Below are 19,044 nucleotides of genomic sequence, written 5' to 3'. Positions count from 1 at the left end.
GGGAGAACAACGATCAGAACCCGAAAGGGTGTTGTTCAGTACCGGTGAAGGGTGTTGTCCAGTGCCCGTGTGGGGGTGCGGGCGTTGCTGGGGGCTGGGCCCCCGGACCCCCGCTTCCGCCCCGAAGGGGCCTCGTCCTCACATGCCGGACGGGCTGAATTGCACCCCCCGTACTCGCAATGCGCGCCCCAGGTCGTCGAGTTGGTCGACGAGTTTGCGGCGCAGGGACGGGGTGAGGTCGGCGTCGCGCAGGCATTCCTCGCCGAGGCGCAGGGTTTCGGGGTCGACGGCGTGGGCGGGGAAGGCCCAGCGGCCGGCCGCGTCGGCCATGGCGGGGCCCCGGCGGGTGGCGAGGGCTACGGCGTCCTCGTAGAAGCGGGGCACGTACTCCCGTACGAGGTCGGCCTGTTCGGGTTGCCAGAAGCCCTGGGCGGTGGCGGTGAAGAGGTAGTTGGAGAGGTCGTCGGTGGTGAACATCGCGTCCCAGGCCGTGCGTTTGGCCTCGGGGTCGGGGAGGGCAGCTCGGCAGCGGGCGGCGCCTTCCTGGCCGGTGGCGGAGGGGTCGCGTGCCAGCTCGGCGGCGATGGCGGGCTCGTCGGTGGCGCCGAGGACGGCGAGGCGGGCCAGGACGCGCCAGCGCAGCTCGGGGTCGAGTTCCGGGCCGCCGGGGACGGTGCCTTCGGCGAGCCAGGCGGCGATGGTGTCGGGGTGGGCGGCGACGTCGATGAAGTGGCGTACGGCGATGAGGCGCAGGCCGGGGTTCGAGCCGTCCTCGGTGCGGCGGATGAGGTCGCGGCACAGGGCGGTGAGGGTGGAGAGGGCGATCGGGCGGGCCTCGGGGGTGAGGTAGCGGTCGGCGACCTGGGCGGAGGAGAAGGCGAGGACGCCTTGGACGAGGGCGAGGTCCGTCTCGTGCGGGAGGTGGGCGCGGGCGGCGTCCAGGTAGGCGGAGGCGGGGAGTTGGCCGTCGCGGACGGCGTCGCGCAGGGCGTTCCAGACGACCGCGCGGGTGAGGGGTTCGGGGAGGCCGGAGAGGCTGGTGCGGACGGCGTCGGAGGAGTCGGGGTCGAAGCGGACCTTGGCGTAGGTGAGGTCGCCGTCGTTGAGGAGGAGCAGCACGGGGCGTTTGCCGATGGGCTGGGGTTCGCTCTGCGGGACGTCGAGGTCGAGGCGTTCGCGCAGGGTGAGTCGGCCCTGGTCGCCGGGGTCCTGGTCGTAGAGGCCGACGGTGATGCGGTGGGGGCGGCTGCCGGCGCGGTCGACGGTGAGAGAGTACGTGCCGTCGTCGGCGCGGGTGACGGTGGGGGTGAGGGTGTCCACCCCCGTCGTGCGCAGCCACGCGTCCGCCCAGGCGTGGACGTCTCGTTCGGTGCCGGAGGCGAGGGAGTCGATGAAGTCGGCGAGGGTGGCGTTGGCGAACTTGTGGCGGGCGAAGTGGGTGTTGATGCCGGCGAGGAAGTCCTTCTCGCCGAGCCAGGCCACCAACTGCCGTAGTGCGGAGGCGCCCTTGGCGTAGGAGATGCCGTCGAAGTTGAGGAGGGCGGAGGCGGTGTCGTCGACGTTCTCGGGGGCGACGGGGTGGGTGGAGGGGCGCTGGTCGGCGTCGTAGCCCCAGGCCTTGCGGACGACGCCGAAGTCGGTCCAGGTGTCGGTGAAGCGGGTGGCTTCGGTGAGGGTCTGGTAGCCCATGTACTCGGCGAAGGACTCGTTGAGCCAGATGTCGTCCCACCACTGGAGGGTGACGAGGTCGCCGAACCACATGTGGGCCATTTCGTGGGCGATGACCATGCCGCGGGTCTGGCGCTCGGTGTCGGTGACGGCGGAGCGGTAGACGAACTCGTCGCGGAAGGTGACGAGTCCGGGGTTCTCCATGGCGCCGGCGTTGAACTCGGGGACGAAGGCCTGGTCGTAGGAGTCGAAGGGGTAGGGCTCCTCGAACTTCTCGTGGTAGCGGTCGTAGCACTGGCGGGTGATGTCGAGGATCTCCTCGGCGTCCGCGTCGAGGTGGGGGGCCAGGGAGCGGCGGCAGTGGATGCCGAAGGGCAGGCCGCGGTGTTCGGTGCGGATCGAGTGCCAGGGGCCGGCGGCGACGGCGACGAGGTAGGTGGAGATCAGGGGGGTGGGGGCGGCCTGCCAGCGGCCTTCGCCGAGGTGTTCGGTGATGCCGTTGGCGAGGACGGTCCAGCCTTCGGGGGCCGTGACGGTCAGGTCGAAGACGGACTTGAGGTCGGGCTGGTCGAAGGCGGCGAAGACGCGCTGGACGTCGTCCATGAACAGCTGGGTGTAGAGGTAGGTCTCGCCGTCGGTGGGGTCGGTGAAGCGGTGCATGCCCTCGCCGGTGCGGGAGTAGCGCATGCTCGCGTCGACGCGCAGTTCGTGCTCGCCGGCGGTGAGGCCGGGCAGCGGGAGCCGGTTCTCGACGAGTCGCTCGGGGTCGAGGGGGTGGCCGTCGAGGGTGACGGAGCGCAGCTCGGCGGGCTTGAGTTCGACGAAGGTGTCCGCGTCGGCACGAGCGGTGAACCGGATGACGGTGCGGGAGTCGAAGGTGTCTTCGCCCGTCGTCAGATCGAGTTCGATCGTGTAGCGGTGGACGTCGAGGAGCCTGGCACGGGTCTGCGCTTCGTCGCGCGTCAGTACGGACATGGTGGACATGCTGCCTGATGGCACTGACATGGCACAGGGCGGGTCCGGTACGCGGCTTATGTCCGGTCGGATGCGGGTGCTGGTGCTGGTGCGGGTGCCGATGCGGGTTCGGTGTTCTGGGCGTCGCGCTGGTAGGGCACGCGCGCGTCCGGGTGCGGCAGGGCGGGGCGGGGTTCCTGGGGGTCCTTGAGGAGGGCGCGCAGTTCGCGGACCTCCTGTTCGAGGGCCTGCCGGCGCTGGTGGGCGTCGTAGAGGTAGCGGACCTTGGTGCGCAGGGGCCAGGGGTCGACGGGTTTCGTGACGAGGTCGGCTACGCCGAGGGCGAAGGCGGCGGTGGTCAGTTCGGGGTCGAGGCCGAAGCCGGTGAGGAGGATGACGGGGATGTGCTGGGTCTGTTCGAGGCGGCGCAGGTAGCGGACCACGTCCAGGCCGCTGACGCCGGGCATGCGCACGTCGAGCAGGAGCAGGCCGACCCGGCCGCGGAGCACCTCCTTGAGCGCCTCGTCGCCGCTGGTGGCGCGGGCGAGCGGACGGCCCAGTGGGGCCAGGGCGCTCTCCAGCGCGTACAGCGTGTCCTCATGGTCGTCGACGACGAGGATCTTGGCATCCGACGGCATGGCCCGACGTCCCTCCCGCGTGGGACAACCAGCTTGTGGCGCGGCCGTTGACGGGCCGTGCCCGCCAACCGGCAAGGAGTGCACAGCGCAGCATCGCCCCGAACTCCCCCCGCTGTCACGCCCATTGCGGGTCCGGAGGGGTCAGTTCGCCGTGGGTGAACCGCCGTTCACGGTGTCCTCGGCGATGCGCTCGTGGTGGCGGATCACCTCGGCGATGATGAAGTTGAGGAACTTCTCGGCGAACGCCGGGTCCAGTTTGGCGCTTTCGGCCAGCGTCCGCAGCCGCTCGATCTGGCGGGCCTCGCGGGCCGGGTCGGCGGGCGGCAGCTGGTGGGCGGCCTTGAGGAAGCCGACCTGCTGGGTGGCCTTGAAGCGTTCGGCGAGCATGTGGACGACGGCCGCGTCGATGTTGTCGATGCTCTCGCGCAGCCGGGCGAGCTCCTCGCGCACGGCGGGGTCGACGTCACCGGTTCCATTGGTGCTGGTGGTCATGGGCGACCACCCTACGTGGAGTACGGCCACCCGATGATCGGGCCCTATATGGCGGGCGCCTATGTGGCGTGCGGCCACGCGATGACGGGCGGGTCCGCCGGATCGGGTACCCGGTCGCTCCAGCCGCCGGGGACGGTGCGGCCCTGCTGGGCGCGGAAGCGGACGGGGGGTAAGCCGACGCGGCGGGTGAACAGGCGGGAGAAGTAGGCGGGGTCGTCGTAGCCGACGCGGCGGGCGACGGCGGCGACGGGCAGTTCGGTGGCGGCGAGGAGTTCCTTGGCGCGGCCCAGGCGGATGCCGAGGAGGTAGTCCTTGGGGCTGCATCCGGCGCCCCTGCGGACGGCGGTGCGCAGTGCGGCGGGGGTCATGCCGTGCCGGGCCGCGTGGTCGGCGACGGTGAGCGGCAGGCAGGCGTCGCGGGCGAGGGCCTGGAGGACGGGGTCGCCGTCGGGGGCGAGATCGGCGCGGGCGCGGCGCAGGGCGACGAGGAGTTCGTGGACGGCCGCGCCGGTCTCCACCTCCAGGAGGGGGTTCCCGCGCCGCGCGGCGCGCGCCATCCGCCCGATGACCGCGCGGGGTCCCGTCGCGTCCGAGAGGGCCACCACGGGCCGCTCCGGCTCGATGTAGCCGAGTTCGGTGTACGTCGCCGTCGCGGGCCCGGTGAAGTCGACGAACCCCTCGTCCCAGCCGGCGCCGGGGTCGGGCGCGTAGTGGTGCGGCACTCCGGGCGTGAGCCACAGCAGCGCGGGCGCGGTGACGGTCGTACGGCGGCCGTCGGGGCCCAGGTACCAGCCGCCGCCCGCGCTGATCACGACGGCGACGTGGTGGTCGAGGGTGCGGGGGCCGACGGTGGGCAGCTCGCCGTACTGGAGGCCCACGCCGAGGCAGGCGAGGCCGAGGCGGTGGTGGGCGGGTGTGGGGGTGAAGAACCGCATCCAGGTGTGGTACATCCGCGCCCTCTCCCGCGAGCTGCCCCGCGATCTCTCCCCCGAGTTGTACCGCGAGCCGTCCCGCGATCTCTCCCACGAACCGTCCCGCGTTCGTTCGGTCCAAGTAGCGGTGATCTTTGTCCATGGACGTGATCGGCGCCAAGGGGTGAGAGTCGGGGGCATGGGCGAGTTCACCGTGGGCGACAGAGACTTTCTGCTGGACGGGCGGCCGGTGCGGCTGCTGTCCGGGGCACTGCACTACTTCCGGGTGCACGAGGCGAGTTGGGTGCACCGGCTGGCGATGCTGCGGGCGATGGGCCTCAACTGCGTGGAGACGTACGTCCCGTGGAACCTGCACGAGCCGGCGCCGGGCGAGTTCCGGGACGTCGAGGCGCTGGGCAGGTTCCTGGACGCGGCCCGGGAGGCGGGCCTGTGGGCGATCGTGCGTCCGGGGCCGTACATCTGCGCGGAGTGGGAGAACGGCGGGCTGCCGCACTGGCTGACGGGCGAGCTGGGGCCACGCGCGCGTACCCGTGACGCACGGTTCCTGGGGCACCTGGAGCGCTGGTTCCGGCGCCTGCTGCCCGAGGTCGTGTCCCGGCAGCTCGACCGGGGCGGTCCGGTGATCATGGTGCAGATCGAGAACGAGTACGGGAGTTACGGCTCCGACGCGGTCTATCTGCGGCGCGTGGCCGAGCTGCTGGGCGAACAGGGCGTCACCGTCCCGCTGGTCACCTCGGACGGCCCCGAGGACGTCATGCTGAGCGGCGGCTCCGTCCCCGGTGTCCTGGCGACGGTGAACTTCGGGTCCCACGCGCGCGCGGCCTTCGAGACGCTGCGCCGGCACCGCCCCGAAGGACCGCTGATGTGCATGGAGTTCTGGTGCGGCTGGTTCGACCACTGGGGCGGCGAGCACGTCGTACGCGATGCCGGGGACGCGGCGGACACGCTGCGGGAGATCCTGGAGTGCGGTGCGTCGGTCAACCTCTACATGGCGCACGGCGGTACCAACTTCGCCGGCTGGGCGGGCGCCAACCGGGGCGGCGGCGCCCTGCACGAGGGCCCGTTGGAGCCCGACGTGACGTCCTACGACTACGACGCCCCGATCGACGAGCACGGGCGCCCCACGGAGAAGTTCTGGCGGCTGCGCGAGGTCCTCGCCGAGTACGCCGACGCGCCGCTGCCCGAACTCCCGCCCGCACCGGCCGTGTTGGGTGGTCCGGCCGAGGTGCGCCTGACGGGCTGGGCGCCCCTGGCCGACGTACTGGAGGCGCGTGGTGGGCCGGAGGCCGAGGGCCCGGTGCCGCCGGCCTTCGAGGAACTGGACGTGGACCGGGGAATCGTCCGCTACGACGTGACGGTGCCGGGTCCGCGCGCACCGTATCCGCTCACCGCGCGCGGGCTGCGGGACCTCGCGGTGGTGTACGTCGACGGGGAGCGGGCCGGGGTCCTCACGGAGGGCGACGAGCAGCTCAAGGAGCCCGTCGCCGGGCACGCGCGCGTGGAGTTGTGGGTCGAGTCCCTGGGGAGGATCAATTACGGGCCGCGCCTAGGGGAGGAGAAGGGGATCACCCGGGGGCTGTTGCACGAGCGGCAGTATCTGCACGGGGTACGCGCGCGTGGGCTGCGGCTGGACGCGCTGGACGACATCGAGGGGGTTCCGCTGCGGGAACTGCCCTCGGGCGACTCCCCCGGCCTGTACCGGGGCACGGTCGAGGTGCGCGGCGCCGGGGACGCCGTACTCGAACTGCCGGGCTGGACGCGGGGGTTCGTGTGGATCAACGGGTTCAATCTGGGGCGGTACTGGTCGGTCGGCCCGCAGCGGGAGTTGTACGTCCCCGGGCCCGTCCTGCGCGAGGGTGTGAACGAGGTGTGGGTGCTGGAGCTCCAAGAGGCGCCGTTCCCGGCGGAGTTCACCCTCGCGCCGCGGGCTCACCGGGAAACGGTGCCGATCTCGACCACCCGTGCCCAGTCGGGCGGCGTGTCCGGCACGTAGTCGGGGTCGTCCTCGTCGTAGGACCTGTTCTTGTAGGGGCGCGGGAACAGGCCCACCACCGTCCGGCACGGCGGTCGTCTGTCCGGCCAGGGTGTCTGGCCGTCGGTGAGGACCACGACGACGTCGGGCCGGGGCTGGGCGCGCAGCGCCTTCGCGAAGCCGGTGCGCAGATCCGTGCCGCCGCCGCCCAGCAGCGGAATGCCCTCGGCGCGGCACAGCGGATGCGCGAACTCGGCCGCCGCGTCGCAGGGCACCACGGTGACCAGGTCGCGACGGCCGCCCACCGCCCTTGAGATCGCGGTGACTTCGAGGAGCGCGCTGCCCAGCTCGGCGTCGCTGACCGACCCGGAGGTGTCGATGACCACGCACACCCGGGGCGGTCTGCGGCGCAGGCTCGGCAGCACCACGCCGGGCAGGCCGGCCGAGCGGCGCGAGGGCCTGCCGTAGGAGTAGTCCTCGCCCGCGCCGGGACCGGTGACCGCCGAGCGGATCGCCGCGCCCAGCAACTCCCGCCAGGGCTGCGGCGGATGGAACGCCTCCTCCGCCCACCGCCGCCATCCGCTCGGGGCGTTGCCCGGGCCGCCCGTGATGCCCTGCGCCACCCGGAAGCGGACCGCGTCGCGCTGCTGCTCGGTGAGCCCGTTCGCGCCGTCCGGCCCCAACTCCCAGCCCCGGTCGAGCCCGTCGGCGCCGCTGCCGCAGTCCAGCCAGGCCAAGTCCTGGGTGCGCGGCCCGAGTTGGAACCAGCGCAGATAGTCCTCCATCAGGTTCCCCGGGGGCAGTCCCAGGGCCTCCGGCAGAATCGCTCCCTCGGGGACGACGAGGCCGTCGCCGAACACGTCGTCGTTGATCTCGAAGTCGGCGGCGATGTTCATCCTCAACCGCTCCCCCGGGCCGGTCAGTTCGCGCTCGCGGGCGACCCGGTCGCTGCGGCCGTGGTGGTCGCGCAGGAGATGTGACACCTCGTGGACCCAGACTCCGGCCAGGTCCTCGACCGACATCCGGTCCACGAATCCCGGCGAGACGTAACACCGCCAGTGCCGGTCGACGGCCATCGTCGGGACCTGCCGCGATTCGACCGTGTGCAGCGCGAACAGGGCCGTGGCGAGGTAGGGGCGGACGCGGGCGGCGTAGAGGCGGGCGGCGAAGAGCTTCTCCAGGTCGAGGGCGGCGACTGTGCCCGTGCCCGTGTTCATCGGCCGCCCTTCGCGGCTGCGGCGGCGCGGTCCGCCCGCTGCGACAGGGTGACGACTCCGGCGAGTCGCTCGATGGACGCGGGGACGTCCCAGTCCTCGCGGCGCAGTGAGGCGAGGGTGGTCGCGGGCACGACGACCAGGTCCGGGGCGCCGGTCTCCAACGCGCGGACCAGGACCGCCCAGGCCGCGTCCCAACGGGCCCTGTCGGGACGGTTGCGGACCGCGGCCACCACACCGTCGAGCACGGCCTGCCGCAGATCCCCGCGCTCGGGCAGCTCGCCGGCCGTCGGATCGGCGAGGAACGTCTCGGGGTCGGGAAGGTCCATCCGGTCGATACAGGCGAGCAGTTCCAGGCCGGGGCCGTCCCCCACCGTGCCCCTGACCAGCTGGGACAGCACCTCCCGGGAGGAGCCGGCCGCGGTCGCGAACGCGATCAGGGTCTGGGTCATCTCCCAACTCCGGGGCGAGGGCCAGGCACCGCCGCGCCGCGTCTCGCTGCTGGGCAGCTGGTGGACGAGCTTGGGGCGGCCGGTGAGCAGCCCGCGCACCGCGCGGCGTGCGAAGTCCACGGCCTCGGGAAGCTTCTCCGGGTCGAGCCGCGGCAGGGTCGCCCGGGGCCAGGTGCCGCCGAGGCCGCGTACGACGACCTCGTGGTCGTGGGTCCACTGCAGGTGCACGAACCGGTTGGCCAACGGCGGGCTCAGCTCCCAGCCGTCGGCCGCCGAGGAGCGCGGGTTGGCGGCGGCCACGATACGGACCTCGGGCGGCAGCCGCAGCGCGCCGATCCGCCGCTCCAGCACCAGCCGCAGCAGCGCGGCCTGCACGGCGGGCGGCGCGGTGGACAACTCGTCCAGGAACAACAGCCCCCGGCCCGCCCGCACGAGGCGAACCGCCCAGTCCGGCGGGGCCATCGGGACGCCCTGCTCCGCGGGATCGTCGCCCACGACGGGCAGCCCGGAGAAGTCGGACGGCTCGTGCACGCTCGCGATCACCGTGGTCAACGGCAGGTCCAGGGCGGCGGCGAGCTGGGTCAGTGCCGCCGTCTTGCCGATACCGGGCTCGCCCCACAGCAGCACGGGGAGGTCGGCGGCCACGGTCAGGGTCAGGGCCTCCAGTTGGGTGTCGGGGCGCGGTTCGGTGGTGGTGTCGCGCAGGAGGGCCAACAGGGCGCCGGCGATGTCGAGTTGAGAGGGGTGGGAGGGGTGGGAGGGGGCGGAGGGATGGGAGGGGGTGTCGGTGGCTGCGTACAGGGTGCGTGTGGGCATATGTGGTCACCTTTGGGTTGTGGTGGGGCGTGCGTGGGTGAGGAGTGGAGCGCGTGCGGGATGGAGCGCGTGAGGGATGGAGCGAAGTCCCGTGCGGTCAGCGGCCGATGGTGCGGACAGGGGCCGGGTCCCGTGCGGTCAGCGGCCGTTGACGGGGCGCGGGCGGAGCCTTTGGGGGCGTGGAAGTCCCGGGAAGAAGTGGCCGGATCGGGGTCCGGGACCGGTCAGGCCGGCCCTGAACAGCCCGTATGTGAGCCGCCGTTGAGCCGCCGCCCGGAGTTCGTCCCGCAGCGCGCCGCCGCGCAGCACCGCGTCGGGACCGAGCAGTCCCTCTACGACGGCCAGCGCGCCTGCGGTGTCGCCGTGGACGAGGCGTTCGCGGACGCCGGTGAGGCAGTCCGGGCGACGGTGGGCGTCGTCGATGACCTGGAGGCAGGGCAGCGGGGTACCGGTCAGCGCGACCAGCAGTTCCTCGCGACGGATCTCGTCCGGATCGTGGTCCAGGGGAGCCAGTACGCCGTCCACCAGTGCGATCCGGTGCCGGGCGCCCCGGCAGTCGACCAGGTGCGGCTGTCCCGCCGTCCGGTCCGGAGTCCGCGCGGGACCGTCCGGCCGAGGGCGATCCGGTACGAGTGCGGCGGCGACCAGGGGATGCAGCCGGTCGGCGTCGATCGCGCCGGTGCGGAGCAGTTCCAGGTCGGGCAGGACCCAGGTCGCCGCGTCGGGCAGGACCGGCAGGGCGGCGGCGCTGCCGTCCGTCGGTGCCGGCGCGATACGCAGGGTGTCCGCGACCGGATCCGGCGCGAGCGTGAACCGGTGCCGGGAACCGAGCCGTACGGTGACAGGGCCGGTCGTGCGTCCCTCGGCGCGGAGCAGGATCGCCGCCTCGTCCGCCCACCGGTCGACGGCGCAGTTCCACGCCTCGGGCACGGTGTCCAGCGGAGCGGGGATCGGTGGAGGTGCGTCGCCGGGTGGCCGGTCGGCCCCGGACCGGGTCCGCAGCTCACCGCTCCTGTCCGCGTCCCACAGGTGCCGGTGCAGGTCGAGGCGGAAGCGTCGGCTCGGCCGGGGATGGGGATGCCGGCGGGCCGCGGCCTCGCGGTGGGTGCCGTCCCACAGCGCGAGGCCGATCCGCTGGCCGCCGTCCGCCCAGGCCGGTGGTGTCCGGACCACGAGGTGGAGCGGGCGCGCGGCATCGTCCCCGTAGCGGGCCAGGGTGAGGGTCAGTCCCGGGCGCAGCAGTCCGTCGGGGGCGATCCTCGGCAGATGCCAACGGAGCAGGTCAGGGGCGAGTCGGCGGAGGTCGGCGCGCACTCGGGCGGCCATTTCCCGGCCGTGGGCGCGCGCGACGGAACGTAGGTCGAGATCGATGTCGACCCCTGCGGCGGCGCAGGCGCCCGCCCAGTCCCCGGCGCGGCGGCGGGCCGTAGCGGTCTCGATCATGGAGGGCGGCACGGCGAACTCGCGCACGCGCGGCCAGAAGGAAGGTCGGGAATTCCCGTTCGCGGAGTGAGGGAGCATCAGCACTCACCTTGCGCGGACGGGACCCCCATTCTGCGAACGGAGTGAGTCGTCATTGTCGTCATCGCGGGGAGCATAGCCTTCTCGGCGGCGATCTGTCAGGGAAATATAGGGGGCATGCATCCGGGTGCCTCGGCATAGAGTGGATGCGGGTTCAGGGCGTCTTTGGGGGTTACGGACGTGGCGGACGACGGACCGGTCGAGCACGGCTACCCACACCTGGACACGGTGCGGGACGCCATCACCGCGCTCTACAAGCGGTTGTCCTACGACACCGTCCAGACGTTCGCGACCAGCGTGGCCCCCGTCGACGTGGCCTTCGGCGACACGGACGACCTGCATCTGGGGGCGCAGCGGGTGGCCCGCGAGATGGTCCGGCACTACCGGCTCCCGGACGCGCGGCTGATCGTCAGCTTCCGTGAGATGACGCATGCGGCGAACGTCGAACTCGCCGCCGGGCCCGAGTACTTCGTGGAGCTGAACGACCGGTTCCGCACGCATCGCCGGGACATCGGCGCGGCGCTCGCGCACGAGGTGATGCACGTCTATCTGCACCGCCTCGACCTGTCCTTCCCCGGTACCCGTGAGAACGAGATCCTCACGGACACGGCGGCGACGTATCTGGGGGCGGGGTGGCTGCTGCTCGACGCGTACCGGGAGGACTCGGCGTCCTCGCAGAAGCTCGGGTATCTCACGCCGGAGGAGTTCGGGTACGTCCTCGCCAAGCGGGCCCTGGTCTTCGGCGAGGATCCCTCGGTGTGGTTCACGAGTCCGCAGGCGTACACGGCGTACGTCAAGGGGATGGCGCAGGCCCGGCGTGACGAGCAGCAGCCTCCCTTGACGGCGGCGGGGTGGGCGGGGCGGCGCCGGTATGCCCATGACCGGCGGCACGCGCCCGGGCCGGGTTCCCTGTCGGGCGTGCCGTACGCCTTCAGCGGGGACCGGGGTGGCAGCTTGCGGGTGTCCTTCCCCTGCCCTACGTGTCATCAGCGCATCCGGGTGCCGGTGCGGGGGCGGGTACGGGCACGGTGTTCCTTGTGCCGGACGGTGTTGGAGTGCGACACGTAGGTGTGTTTTCAGGTGGGCGGTGTCGGCGCGGGCCCCCCTGGGGGCTCCGCCCCCAGCCCCCCGGACCTATGCCCACCCACCACCCGTGGCAGTTGGCCGGGAAGTGGGCGTACAGCCCTCCCGCCTACGCCCCGTAAACCGCCCCCGGAACCTCCGCCTCCGCAAGGAGTTTCAGCACAGCCTCCCCCGCCTCCCCCGTCCCCCACCGCGCCCCCTTGTCCGCGCTGGGTCCCGGCCTCCACCCCTCCATCACGGTGATGCGCCCGCCCTCCGCCTCGAAGACCCGCCCGGTGACCCCGGAACTCGCGGCGGAGCCCAGCCACACCACCAACGGGGAGACGTTCTCCGGGGCCATCGCGTCGAAGCCGGCGTCGGGCGCGGTCATGGTCTCCGCGAAGGTGTGTTCTGTCATGCGGGTGCGGGCCGCCGGGGCGATCGCGTTGACCTGGACGCCGTAGCGGGCGAGTTCGGCGGACGCGACGAGGGTGAGGGCGACGATGCCGGCCTTGGCGGCGCTGTAGTTGCCCTGGCCGACGGAGCCCAACAGGCCTGCTCCGCTGCTGGTGTTGATGATCCGGGCGATCGGCGTGCGGCCCGCTTTGGACTCGGCACGCCAGTGTGCGGCGGCGTGTTTCAGGGGCAGGAAGTGGCCCTTGAGGTGGACGCGCGTCACCGCGTCCCAGTCGTCCTCGTCGAGGTTGACGAGCATGCGGTCGCGCAGGTAACCCGCGTTGTTGACAAGGGTGTCGAGGCGGCCGTAGGTCTCCAGGGCGGTCGTCACCAGGGACGCGGCACCGGCGCCGGTGGCGATGTCGCCGCCGTGGGCGACCGCCTCGCCGCCCGCCGCGCGGATCTCGGCGACGACCCGCGCGGCAGGGCTGTCGGGGTCGGGGGTGCCGTCGAGGCCGACGCCGAGGTCGTTGACGACGACCCGGGCGCCCTCGGCGGCGAAGGCTAGGGCGTGGGCGCGGCCGAGACCCCGGCCCGCGCCGGTGACGACGACGACCCGGCCGTCGCAGAGAGCACTCATCTCACTTCTCCTTGTTGGCAGTTGCCGCGTCCAGGAAGGCGGGCCGCTCCCCGCCGCCGTGGACCAGAAGGCTCGCCCCGCTGATGTAGGCGGCGGAGGGGGAGGCCAGGAAGACCGCTGCCGCGCCCACGTCCAAGGGGTCGGCGAGGCGGCCGAGCGGGACGGTTCGGGAGACGGCCGCGATGGCGTCCTCGCCGCCGTAGTGGAGGTGGGACAGCTCGGTGCGGACCATGCCGACGACGAGTGTGTTGACGCGGATGTCCGGCCCCCACTCCACCGCCATCGAACGGGCCAGGTTCTCCAGGCCCGCCTTGGCCGCCCCGTACGCCGCCGAACCGGGCGAGGGGCGGCTGCCGCTGACACTGCCGATCATCACGACCGAGCCCTTGGCCCGCTTGAGGTGTTCGTACGCGGCGAGGGTGGCGGTGAGCGGCGCGAGGAGGTTCAACTCGATGATCCGCGCGTGCCGTTGGGCCTCCGCGTCGACGAGCGGGCGGTACGGCGCGCCGCCCGCGTTGTTGACGAGCACGTCGAGCCGGGGTAGCGCGGCGAAGAACTCCCTTACGGCGTCCGGGTCGCGCAGGTCGAGGGGGCTGAACTCGGTTCCCTTGACCGGCTCTTCGGGCGGCCTGCGCGCACAGGTCAGCACGTCGGCACCGGCCTCGACGAAGGCGCGCGCGATTCCGGCGCCGACGCCTCGGGTGCCGCCGGTGACGAGGACGGTCCGGCCGGTCAGCGGCCGGTCGTGCAAGTCACCCACAGGGCCGTTGTCCACAGAGCCGTTGTCCACAGGATGGTTGTCCACAGGCCCTCCCGCTCGGATTCTCCGGCTGCTAGCTTCGAAGCCTCACACCTAACAAATGTTTGGTGGAAAGGTAGCTGATGCGTCCATGGGTGTCTCCACCTCCTCCCCGAAAAAGGGGCCCGAAAAAAATGGCGTAGCCGTCGTCACGGTCGACTACCCGCCGGTGAACGCGCTGCCGGTGGACGGCTGGTTCGCGCTGGCCGACGCCGTGCGCGCGGCCGGGCGCGACCCCGGCGTGCGCTGTGTCGTGCTGGCGGCCGAGGGGCGGGGTTTCAACGCGGGCGTGGACATCAAGGAGATACAGGCGCGCGGGCAGTCGGCCCTGGTCGGGGTGAACCGTGGCTGTTTCGAGGCGTTCGCGGCGGTGTACGAGTGCGAGGTGCCCGTGGTCGCGGCCGTGCAGGGTTTCTGTCTGGGCGGGGGCATCGGTCTGGTGGGGAACGCGGACGTGATCGTGGCGAGCGAGGACGCCACCTTCGGCCTGCCCGAGCTGGACCGGGGCGCACTGGGCGCGGCCACGCATCTGGCCCGGCTGGTCCCCCAGCACCTGATGCGCGCCCTGTACTACACCTCGCGTACGGCGACGGCGGCCGAGCTGCACGCGCACGGCTCGGTGTGGCGGGTCGTACCACGCGCCGAACTGCTGCCCGCCGCACTGGAGTTGGCGGCGGAGATAGCCGCCAAGGACGGCGAGCTGATCCGGCTCGCCAAGTCCGCGATCAACGGTATCGACCCCGTCGACGTCCGCCGCAGCTACCGCTTCGAGCAGGGCTTCACCTACGAGGCGAGCGTCAGCGGGGTGGCGGACCGGGTCCGGGACACGTTCGGAAACACCGCAGGAGAGTCGGAAAAGCAGGAGAGGGGGCACAGGTGACCGACAAGACGATGACCACCGACGAGGTCGTCTCCCGGCTGGCGAGCGGCATGACCCTCGGCATCGGCGGCTGGGGTGCCCGACGCAAGCCGTTGTCGCTGCTCAGGGCGGTGCTGCGGACCGACATCACCGATCTCACCCTGGTCTCGTACGGCGGCCCGGACGTCGGGATGCTGGTGGCGGCCGGCCGGGTCCGCAAGCTGGTGGCGCCCTTCGTCACCCTCGATTCCGTCCCGCTCGAACCGCACTACCGGGCGGCACGCGAGCGCGGGGCGTTCGAGCTGACGGAGGTGGACGAGGGCATGTTCATGTGGGGGCTGCGCGCGGCGGCGAACCGGCTGCCGTTCCTGCCGGTGCGCGCGGGCATCGGTTCGGACGTCATGCGGGTCAACCCCGGCCTGCGGACGGTCACTTCGCCGTACGACGACGGGGAGACGTTCGTGGCGATGCCCGCGCTGCGCCTGGACGCGGCCCTGGTGCACGTCAACCGCGCCGACCGGTTGGGCAACGGGCAGTATCTGGGCCCGGACCCGTATTTCGACGACCTGTTCTGCGAGGCGGCGGACGCGGCCTATGTCTCCTGCGAACGGATCGTGGACACGGCCGAGTTGACGAAGGAGGCGCCTGTGCAGTCCCTGCTCGTCAAGCGGCTGAGCGTGACCGGGGTCGTCGAGGCTCCCGGCGGCGCCCACTTCACGTCGTGCGCTCCCGACTACGGCAGGGACGAGGGCTTCCAGCGGCTGTACGCGGCGACGCCGTGGACGGAGTTCTCCGAACGCTTCCTCGCCGGTGACGAAGCGGCCTACCGGTCGGCGGTACGCAACTGGCAGGAGGAGCAGGGGTGATGGAGGTACTGCGTTCCGAATACTGCGTGATCGCCTGTGCGGAGGCGTGGCGTGACGCCGGTGAGATCCTGGCCAGCCCGATGGGCCCGATCCCGTCCGTCGGCGCGCGGCTGGCCCGGCTCACCTTCGCGCCCGACCTGTTGCTGACCGACGGCGAGGCGATGATCGTCCGTCCGGACGGGACACCGGAGGGCTGGTTGCCGTACCGGCAACACCTCGCCCTGGTGTCCGGCGGACGCCGGCACGTGATGATGGGCGCGAGCCAGATCGACCGGTACGGCAACCAGAACATCTCGTGCATCGGCGACTGGGCGCGGCCGAAGCGGCAGCTGCTCGGGGTGCGCGGTGCGCCGCTCAACACGCTGAACAATCCCACCAGTTACTGGATACCGCGGCACTCCCGGCGGGTGTTCGTGGAGAAGGTCGACATGGTGTGCGGGGTGGGGTACGACCGGGTCGCCGAGCACCCGGGGTCGGCCCGTTTCCACCGCATCCCCCGGGTCGTCTCCGACCTCGGTGTCTTCGACTTCGCGACCCCCGACCGCTCGATGCGGCTGGCCTCGCTGCATCCGGGGGTCACGGTGGAGCAGGTCAGGGAGGCGACCGGCTTCGAGCTGACCGTGCCGGACGAGGTGCCGCCGACGCGCGAACCCACCCCGGAGGAACTGCGGTTGATCCGGGAGGTCATCGACCCCGCGGACACCCGCCGCAGGGAAGTGAGTGCGTGATGGAGACCGCGCTGACCCGGCTGGTCGGGGTCCGGCATCCGATCGTGCAGACGGGGATGGGCTGGGTCGCGGGACCGCGCCTGGTGTCGGCCACGGCGAACGCGGGCGCGTTGGGCATCCTGGCCTCCGCGACCATGGGCCCGGACCGGCTGCGGGAGGCGATCCGCGAGGTCAAGTCCCGTACGTCGGCGCCGTTCGGGGTGAATCTGCGCGCGGACGCGACCGACGCCGGCGACCGGGTGCGGATCATGATCGAGGAGGGCGTACGGGTCGCGTCCTTCGCGCTCGCGCCGTCCGCCGAGTTGATCGCGGAGCTGAAGGAGGCGGGCGTGGTCGTGATCCCGTCGATCGGGGCGCGGAGGCACGCGGAGAAGGTCGCCGCGTGGGGTGCGGACGCGGTGATCGTGCAGGGCGGGGAGGGCGGCGGGCACACCGGGGAGGTGGCGACGACGGTGCTGCTGCCGCAGGTCGTGGACGCGGTGGACATCCCGGTCGTGGCGGCGGGCGGTTTCTTCGACGGGCGGGGGCTGGTCGCCGCGCTGGCCTACGGCGCGGCGGGCGTCGCCATGGGCACCCGTTTCCTCCTCACCTCGGACTCGACGGTCCCGGACGCGGTGAAGGCGGCCTATCTGGCGGCGGCGGTCAAGGACGTCACGGTCACCCGGGCGGTCGACGGCCTGCCGCACCGCATGCTCCGTACGGAACTGGTCGAGACCCTGGAGAACTCCGGCCGTACGAGGACCCTGTTCCAGGCGATACGCCGGGCCGCGGGATTCCGCCGCCTGTCCGGGCTGACCTGGCGGCGGATGATCCGCGACGGCCTCGCCATGAAGCACGGCAAGGACCTGACGTGGAGCCAGGTCCTGCTGGCCGCGAACACGCCGATGCTGCTCAAGGCGTCGATGGTGGACGGGCGGACGGATCTCGGCGTGATGGCCTCCGGGCAGGTCGCCGGGGTGATCGACGATCTGCCGTCGTGCGCGGAGCTGGTGCTGCGGGTGATGAAGGAGGCCGACGAAGTGCTGTGGGCGCTGGTCCGGTCCGACGCCTGAAGTGCGGGGCGGGGCCACGGTGGGTCTGTGCCGGAGGTCCGGGATGCCGTCTCCGAGAATGTGACACTTCCTACCCCGAGTGTCACATTCTCGGAACTGGGTCCCCACCCCCCTCGGATTCGCCAACGGTGTCCAGTGCGGCTCCGGCCGGTCAGAGCCGTTCGATGATCGTCACGTTCGCCTGGCCGCCGCCCTCGCACATGGTCTGGAGGCCGAACCGGCCGCCGGTGCGCTCCAGTTCGTGCAGGAGGGTCGTCATGAGCTTGACGCCGGTCGCGCCGAGCGGGTGGCCCAGCGCGATGGCGCCGCCGTTGACGTTCACCTTGTCGGGGTCCGCGCCCGTCTCCTTCAGCCAGGCGAGGACGACCGGGGCGAAGGCCTCGTTGATCTCGACGAGGTCGATGGCGTCGATGGACAGACCGGTCTTCTTCAACGCGTGGGCGGTGGCCGGGATGGGCGCCGAGAGCATCCGGATCGGGTCCTCGCCGCGCACGGAGAGGTGATGAATCCGGGCGCGGGGCGTCAACCCGTGCTCGCGCACCGCCCGTTCCGAGGCCAGCAGCATCGCCGCCGCGCCGTCGGAGACCTGGGAGGAACAGGCGGCGGTGATGGTGCCGCCGTCGACGACGGGCTTCAGACCGGCCATCTTCTCCAGCGAGGTGTCCCGGCGCGGGCCCTCGTCGACGCCGACCGGGCCGTAGGCCACCGTCTCCCGTTCGAAGCGGCCCTCGTCGATGGCGCGCAGGGCCCGCCGGTGCGAGCGGAGTGCGAACTCCTCCTGGTCCTGCCTGGTGATCCCCCACTTCGCGGCGATCATCTCGGCCCCGGCGAACTGGTTGACGGGCTGCGTCCCGTAGCGCGCCCGCCAGCCCTCGCTGCCCGCGAAGGGGCCGTCCGTGAGGCCGAGCGGTTCGGCGGCCTGCCGGGAGGCGAAGGCGATGGGGATCAGCGACATGTTCTGGACGCCACCGGCGACGACCAGGTCCTGGGTGCCGGACAGCACGCCCTGCGCCGCGAAGTGCACGGCCTGCTGCGAGGACCCGCACTGCCGGTCCACGGTCACCCCCGGCACCTCCTCGGGCAGTCCGGCCGCCAGCCAGGCGGTCCGCGCGATGTCCCCGGCCTGCGGCCCGACCGCGTCCAGGCACCCGAAGACGACGTCCTCCACGGCGGCGGGATCGATCCCCGAGCGCGCGACCAGTTCCTTGAGCACATGCGCCCCCAGGTCGGCCGGATGCACCCCGCTCAGCCCTCCCCCGCGCCGCCCGACGGGCGTACGGACCGCTTCGACGATATAGGCCTCGGCCATGTCAACTCCCCATACAAACCCATGAGTTATGTGCGTACGGCGATCCCGTCCAGCACCATCGACAGGTACTGCCGGGCGATCTCCTCCGCGCTGTGCTGTCCGCCCGGCCGGTACCAGGACGCGGCGACCCACACCGTGTCCCGGACGAACCGGTAGGTGAGCCGGACGTCGAGGTCGGCCCGGAAGACCCGGGCGGCGACCCCGCGCTCCAGCGTGGACAGCCACGCCTTCTCGAACCTGCGCTGCGACTCGGCGAGGAACGCGAACCGCTCCTGCGCGACCAGGTGCTTGCTCTCCTTCTGGTAGATCGCGACGGCGGCGCGGTGCCGGTCGATCTCCCGGAACGACTCGGTGACCAGGGCCTCCAGCGTCTCGCGCGGACTCAACTCGGCGTCCAGGACGGTGTCGTAGCCGGCCCAGAGTTCGTCGAGGAAGGTGCGCAGGATCTCCTCCAGCATCGATTCCTTGGAGTCGAAGTGGTAGTAGAGGCTGCCCGCGAGCATGCCCGCGTGGTCGGCGATCTTCCGTACGGTGGTGGCGTTGTACCCCTGCTCGGCGAAGACCTCGGCCGCCGTGTCGAGGAGTTCACGACGGCGGGCCGGCGCGGCGGTCACCGGGGGCTTCTTCTTGGTCGGCACGGGACCATTGTCCTGCCACAGCTCTGGCCCCCGGTC

The 19,044-nt window shown here is 72.2% G+C and carries 17 protein-coding genes; 6 read left to right on the top strand and 11 right to left on the bottom strand.

Annotated features, from left to right (window positions below):
- Window positions 1-138: 138 nt before the first annotated feature.
- The 4 genes from pepN to ACIQBL_RS25770 all read right to left on the bottom strand — a co-directional run bounded on the left by pepN (window position 139) and on the right by ACIQBL_RS25770 (window position 4,702).
- Complete coding sequence (gene pepN, locus ACIQBL_RS25785; protein WP_401945284.1) at window positions 139-2,643, bottom strand: aminopeptidase N; 2,505 nt, start codon at window positions 2,641-2,643, stop codon at window positions 139-141.
- Window positions 2,644-2,699: 56 nt separating this feature from the next.
- Entirely contained in the window at window positions 2,700-3,260 is a 561-nt protein-coding gene (locus tag ACIQBL_RS25780; RefSeq protein WP_401945283.1) for a two-component system response regulator, read from the bottom strand.
- A gap of 141 nt (window positions 3,261-3,401) precedes the next feature.
- On the bottom strand, window positions 3,402-3,752 hold the full coding sequence (locus tag ACIQBL_RS25775) for a chorismate mutase (RefSeq protein ID WP_401945282.1): 351 nt from the start codon (window positions 3,750-3,752) through the stop codon (window positions 3,402-3,404).
- Window positions 3,753-3,811: 59 nt separating this feature from the next.
- Window positions 3,812-4,702 carry a helix-turn-helix domain-containing protein gene (locus tag ACIQBL_RS25770; protein WP_401945281.1) on the bottom strand — a complete coding sequence of 297 codons (891 nt, stop codon included), beginning with the start codon at window positions 4,700-4,702 and terminating at the stop codon, window positions 3,812-3,814.
- Between the two features lie 160 nt (window positions 4,703-4,862).
- On the opposite strand from ACIQBL_RS25770, the gene ACIQBL_RS25765 reads away from it, so the two are divergent.
- Entirely contained in the window at window positions 4,863-6,677 is a 1,815-nt protein-coding gene (locus ACIQBL_RS25765) for a beta-galactosidase family protein (RefSeq protein WP_401945280.1), read from the top strand.
- On the opposite strand, the gene ACIQBL_RS25760 is transcribed toward ACIQBL_RS25765, so the two are convergent.
- From ACIQBL_RS25760 to ACIQBL_RS25750, 3 genes are all read right to left on the bottom strand, one after another.
- Window positions 6,614-7,873 (bottom strand): VWA-like domain-containing protein, encoded by a 1,260-nt coding sequence (locus ACIQBL_RS25760; RefSeq protein WP_401945279.1) that lies wholly within the window; start codon window positions 7,871-7,873, stop codon window positions 6,614-6,616. The two genes, ACIQBL_RS25765 and ACIQBL_RS25760, sit on opposite strands and share 64 nt — an antisense overlap.
- A complete protein-coding gene (locus ACIQBL_RS25755) occupies window positions 7,870-9,138 on the bottom strand; it encodes an AAA family ATPase (protein ID WP_401945278.1) in 1,269 nt (422 codons plus the stop codon). The genes ACIQBL_RS25760 and ACIQBL_RS25755 overlap by 4 nt, the downstream gene beginning before the upstream one ends.
- Window positions 9,139-9,276: 138 nt before the next feature.
- Complete coding sequence (locus tag ACIQBL_RS25750) at window positions 9,277-10,659, bottom strand: hypothetical protein (protein ID WP_401945277.1); 1,383 nt, start codon at window positions 10,657-10,659, stop codon at window positions 9,277-9,279.
- 180 nt (window positions 10,660-10,839) lie between these two features.
- Between ACIQBL_RS25750 and ACIQBL_RS25745 the strand changes: the two genes are divergently transcribed.
- Window positions 10,840-11,727 carry a hypothetical protein gene (locus tag ACIQBL_RS25745; protein WP_401945276.1) on the top strand — a complete coding sequence of 296 codons (888 nt, stop codon included), beginning with the start codon at window positions 10,840-10,842 and terminating at the stop codon, window positions 11,725-11,727.
- A gap of 124 nt (window positions 11,728-11,851) precedes the next feature.
- Here the strand turns inward: ACIQBL_RS25745 and ACIQBL_RS25740 are convergent, their stop codons facing one another.
- Together ACIQBL_RS25740 and ACIQBL_RS25735 are read right to left on the bottom strand one after the other, a co-directional pair.
- Entirely contained in the window at window positions 11,852-12,757 is a 906-nt protein-coding gene (locus tag ACIQBL_RS25740; protein WP_401945275.1) for an SDR family oxidoreductase, read from the bottom strand.
- A gap of 1 nt (window position 12,758) precedes the next feature.
- Window positions 12,759-13,493, bottom strand: coding sequence for an SDR family oxidoreductase (locus ACIQBL_RS25735; protein WP_401945776.1), 735 nt, complete (start codon window positions 13,491-13,493; stop codon window positions 12,759-12,761).
- 154 nt (window positions 13,494-13,647) lie between these two features.
- Here ACIQBL_RS25735 and ACIQBL_RS25730 point away from each other — a divergent pair, with 154 nt between their 5' ends.
- From ACIQBL_RS25730 to ACIQBL_RS25715, 4 genes are read left to right on the top strand one after another with little or no spacing between them, the layout of a single operon-like run.
- Window positions 13,648-14,436, top strand: a complete 789-nt coding sequence (locus tag ACIQBL_RS25730) for an enoyl-CoA hydratase family protein (RefSeq protein ID WP_401945274.1) — start codon at window positions 13,648-13,650, stop codon at window positions 14,434-14,436.
- Window positions 14,433-15,281, top strand: coding sequence for a CoA transferase subunit A (locus ACIQBL_RS25725; protein ID WP_401945273.1), 849 nt, complete (start codon window positions 14,433-14,435; stop codon window positions 15,279-15,281). The genes ACIQBL_RS25730 and ACIQBL_RS25725 overlap by 4 nt, the downstream gene beginning before the upstream one ends.
- Window positions 15,281-16,009 (top strand): CoA-transferase subunit beta, encoded by a 729-nt coding sequence (locus tag ACIQBL_RS25720; RefSeq protein WP_401945272.1) that lies wholly within the window; start codon window positions 15,281-15,283, stop codon window positions 16,007-16,009. Before ACIQBL_RS25725 ends, ACIQBL_RS25720 begins: the two co-directional genes overlap by 1 nt.
- Complete coding sequence (locus tag ACIQBL_RS25715; protein WP_401945271.1) at window positions 16,009-17,061, top strand: NAD(P)H-dependent flavin oxidoreductase; 1,053 nt, start codon at window positions 16,009-16,011, stop codon at window positions 17,059-17,061. Before ACIQBL_RS25720 ends, ACIQBL_RS25715 begins: the two co-directional genes overlap by 1 nt.
- A gap of 151 nt (window positions 17,062-17,212) precedes the next feature.
- On the opposite strand, the gene ACIQBL_RS25710 is transcribed toward ACIQBL_RS25715, so the two are convergent.
- Both ACIQBL_RS25710 and ACIQBL_RS25705 read right to left on the bottom strand, forming a co-directional pair.
- Complete coding sequence (locus ACIQBL_RS25710) at window positions 17,213-18,370, bottom strand: acetyl-CoA C-acetyltransferase (protein ID WP_401945270.1); 1,158 nt, start codon at window positions 18,368-18,370, stop codon at window positions 17,213-17,215.
- Between the two features lie 26 nt (window positions 18,371-18,396).
- Window positions 18,397-19,008 (bottom strand): TetR/AcrR family transcriptional regulator, encoded by a 612-nt coding sequence (locus ACIQBL_RS25705; protein ID WP_401945269.1) that lies wholly within the window; start codon window positions 19,006-19,008, stop codon window positions 18,397-18,399.
- Between the last annotated feature and the right edge of the window lie 36 nt (window positions 19,009-19,044).

The sequence above is a fragment of the Streptomyces sp. NPDC088350 genome (assembly GCF_044753545.1).
Classification (GTDB): Bacteria; Actinomycetota; Actinomycetes; order Streptomycetales; family Streptomycetaceae; genus Streptomyces.
The sequence above is the reverse complement of the archived record's forward strand: the minus strand, read 5'-3'. Positions and strand labels throughout refer to the sequence as shown.

What these genes read in the sequence shown, in the direction of transcription:
- ACIQBL_RS25720 (WP_401945272.1), top strand. Translation starts at nt 15,281, where the DNA reads ATGGAGGTACTGCGTTCCGAATACTGCGTGATCGCCTGTGCGGAGGCG.
- ACIQBL_RS25775 (WP_401945282.1), bottom strand. Translation starts at nt 3,752, where the DNA reads ATGACCACCAGCACCAATGGAACCGGTGACGTCGACCCCGCCGTGCGC.
- ACIQBL_RS25770 (WP_401945281.1), bottom strand. Translation starts at nt 4,702, where the DNA reads ATGTACCACACCTGGATGCGGTTCTTCACCCCCACACCCGCCCACCAC.
- ACIQBL_RS25750 (WP_401945277.1), bottom strand. Translation starts at nt 10,659, where the DNA reads ATGCTCCCTCACTCCGCGAACGGGAATTCCCGACCTTCCTTCTGGCCG.
- ACIQBL_RS25760 (WP_401945279.1), bottom strand. Translation starts at nt 7,873, where the DNA reads ATGAACACGGGCACGGGCACAGTCGCCGCCCTCGACCTGGAGAAGCTC.
- ACIQBL_RS25710 (WP_401945270.1), bottom strand. Translation starts at nt 18,370, where the DNA reads ATGGCCGAGGCCTATATCGTCGAAGCGGTCCGTACGCCCGTCGGGCGG.
- ACIQBL_RS25715 (WP_401945271.1), top strand. Translation starts at nt 16,009, where the DNA reads ATGGAGACCGCGCTGACCCGGCTGGTCGGGGTCCGGCATCCGATCGTG.
- ACIQBL_RS25755 (WP_401945278.1), bottom strand. Translation starts at nt 9,138, where the DNA reads ATGCCCACACGCACCCTGTACGCAGCCACCGACACCCCCTCCCATCCC.
- pepN (WP_401945284.1), bottom strand. Translation starts at nt 2,643, where the DNA reads ATGTCCGTACTGACGCGCGACGAAGCGCAGACCCGTGCCAGGCTCCTC.
- ACIQBL_RS25740 (WP_401945275.1), bottom strand. Translation starts at nt 12,757, where the DNA reads ATGAGTGCTCTCTGCGACGGCCGGGTCGTCGTCGTCACCGGCGCGGGC.
- ACIQBL_RS25730 (WP_401945274.1), top strand. Translation starts at nt 13,648, where the DNA reads ATGGGTGTCTCCACCTCCTCCCCGAAAAAGGGGCCCGAAAAAAATGGC.
- ACIQBL_RS25780 (WP_401945283.1), bottom strand. Translation starts at nt 3,260, where the DNA reads ATGCCGTCGGATGCCAAGATCCTCGTCGTCGACGACCATGAGGACACG.
- ACIQBL_RS25765 (WP_401945280.1), top strand. Translation starts at nt 4,863, where the DNA reads ATGGGCGAGTTCACCGTGGGCGACAGAGACTTTCTGCTGGACGGGCGG.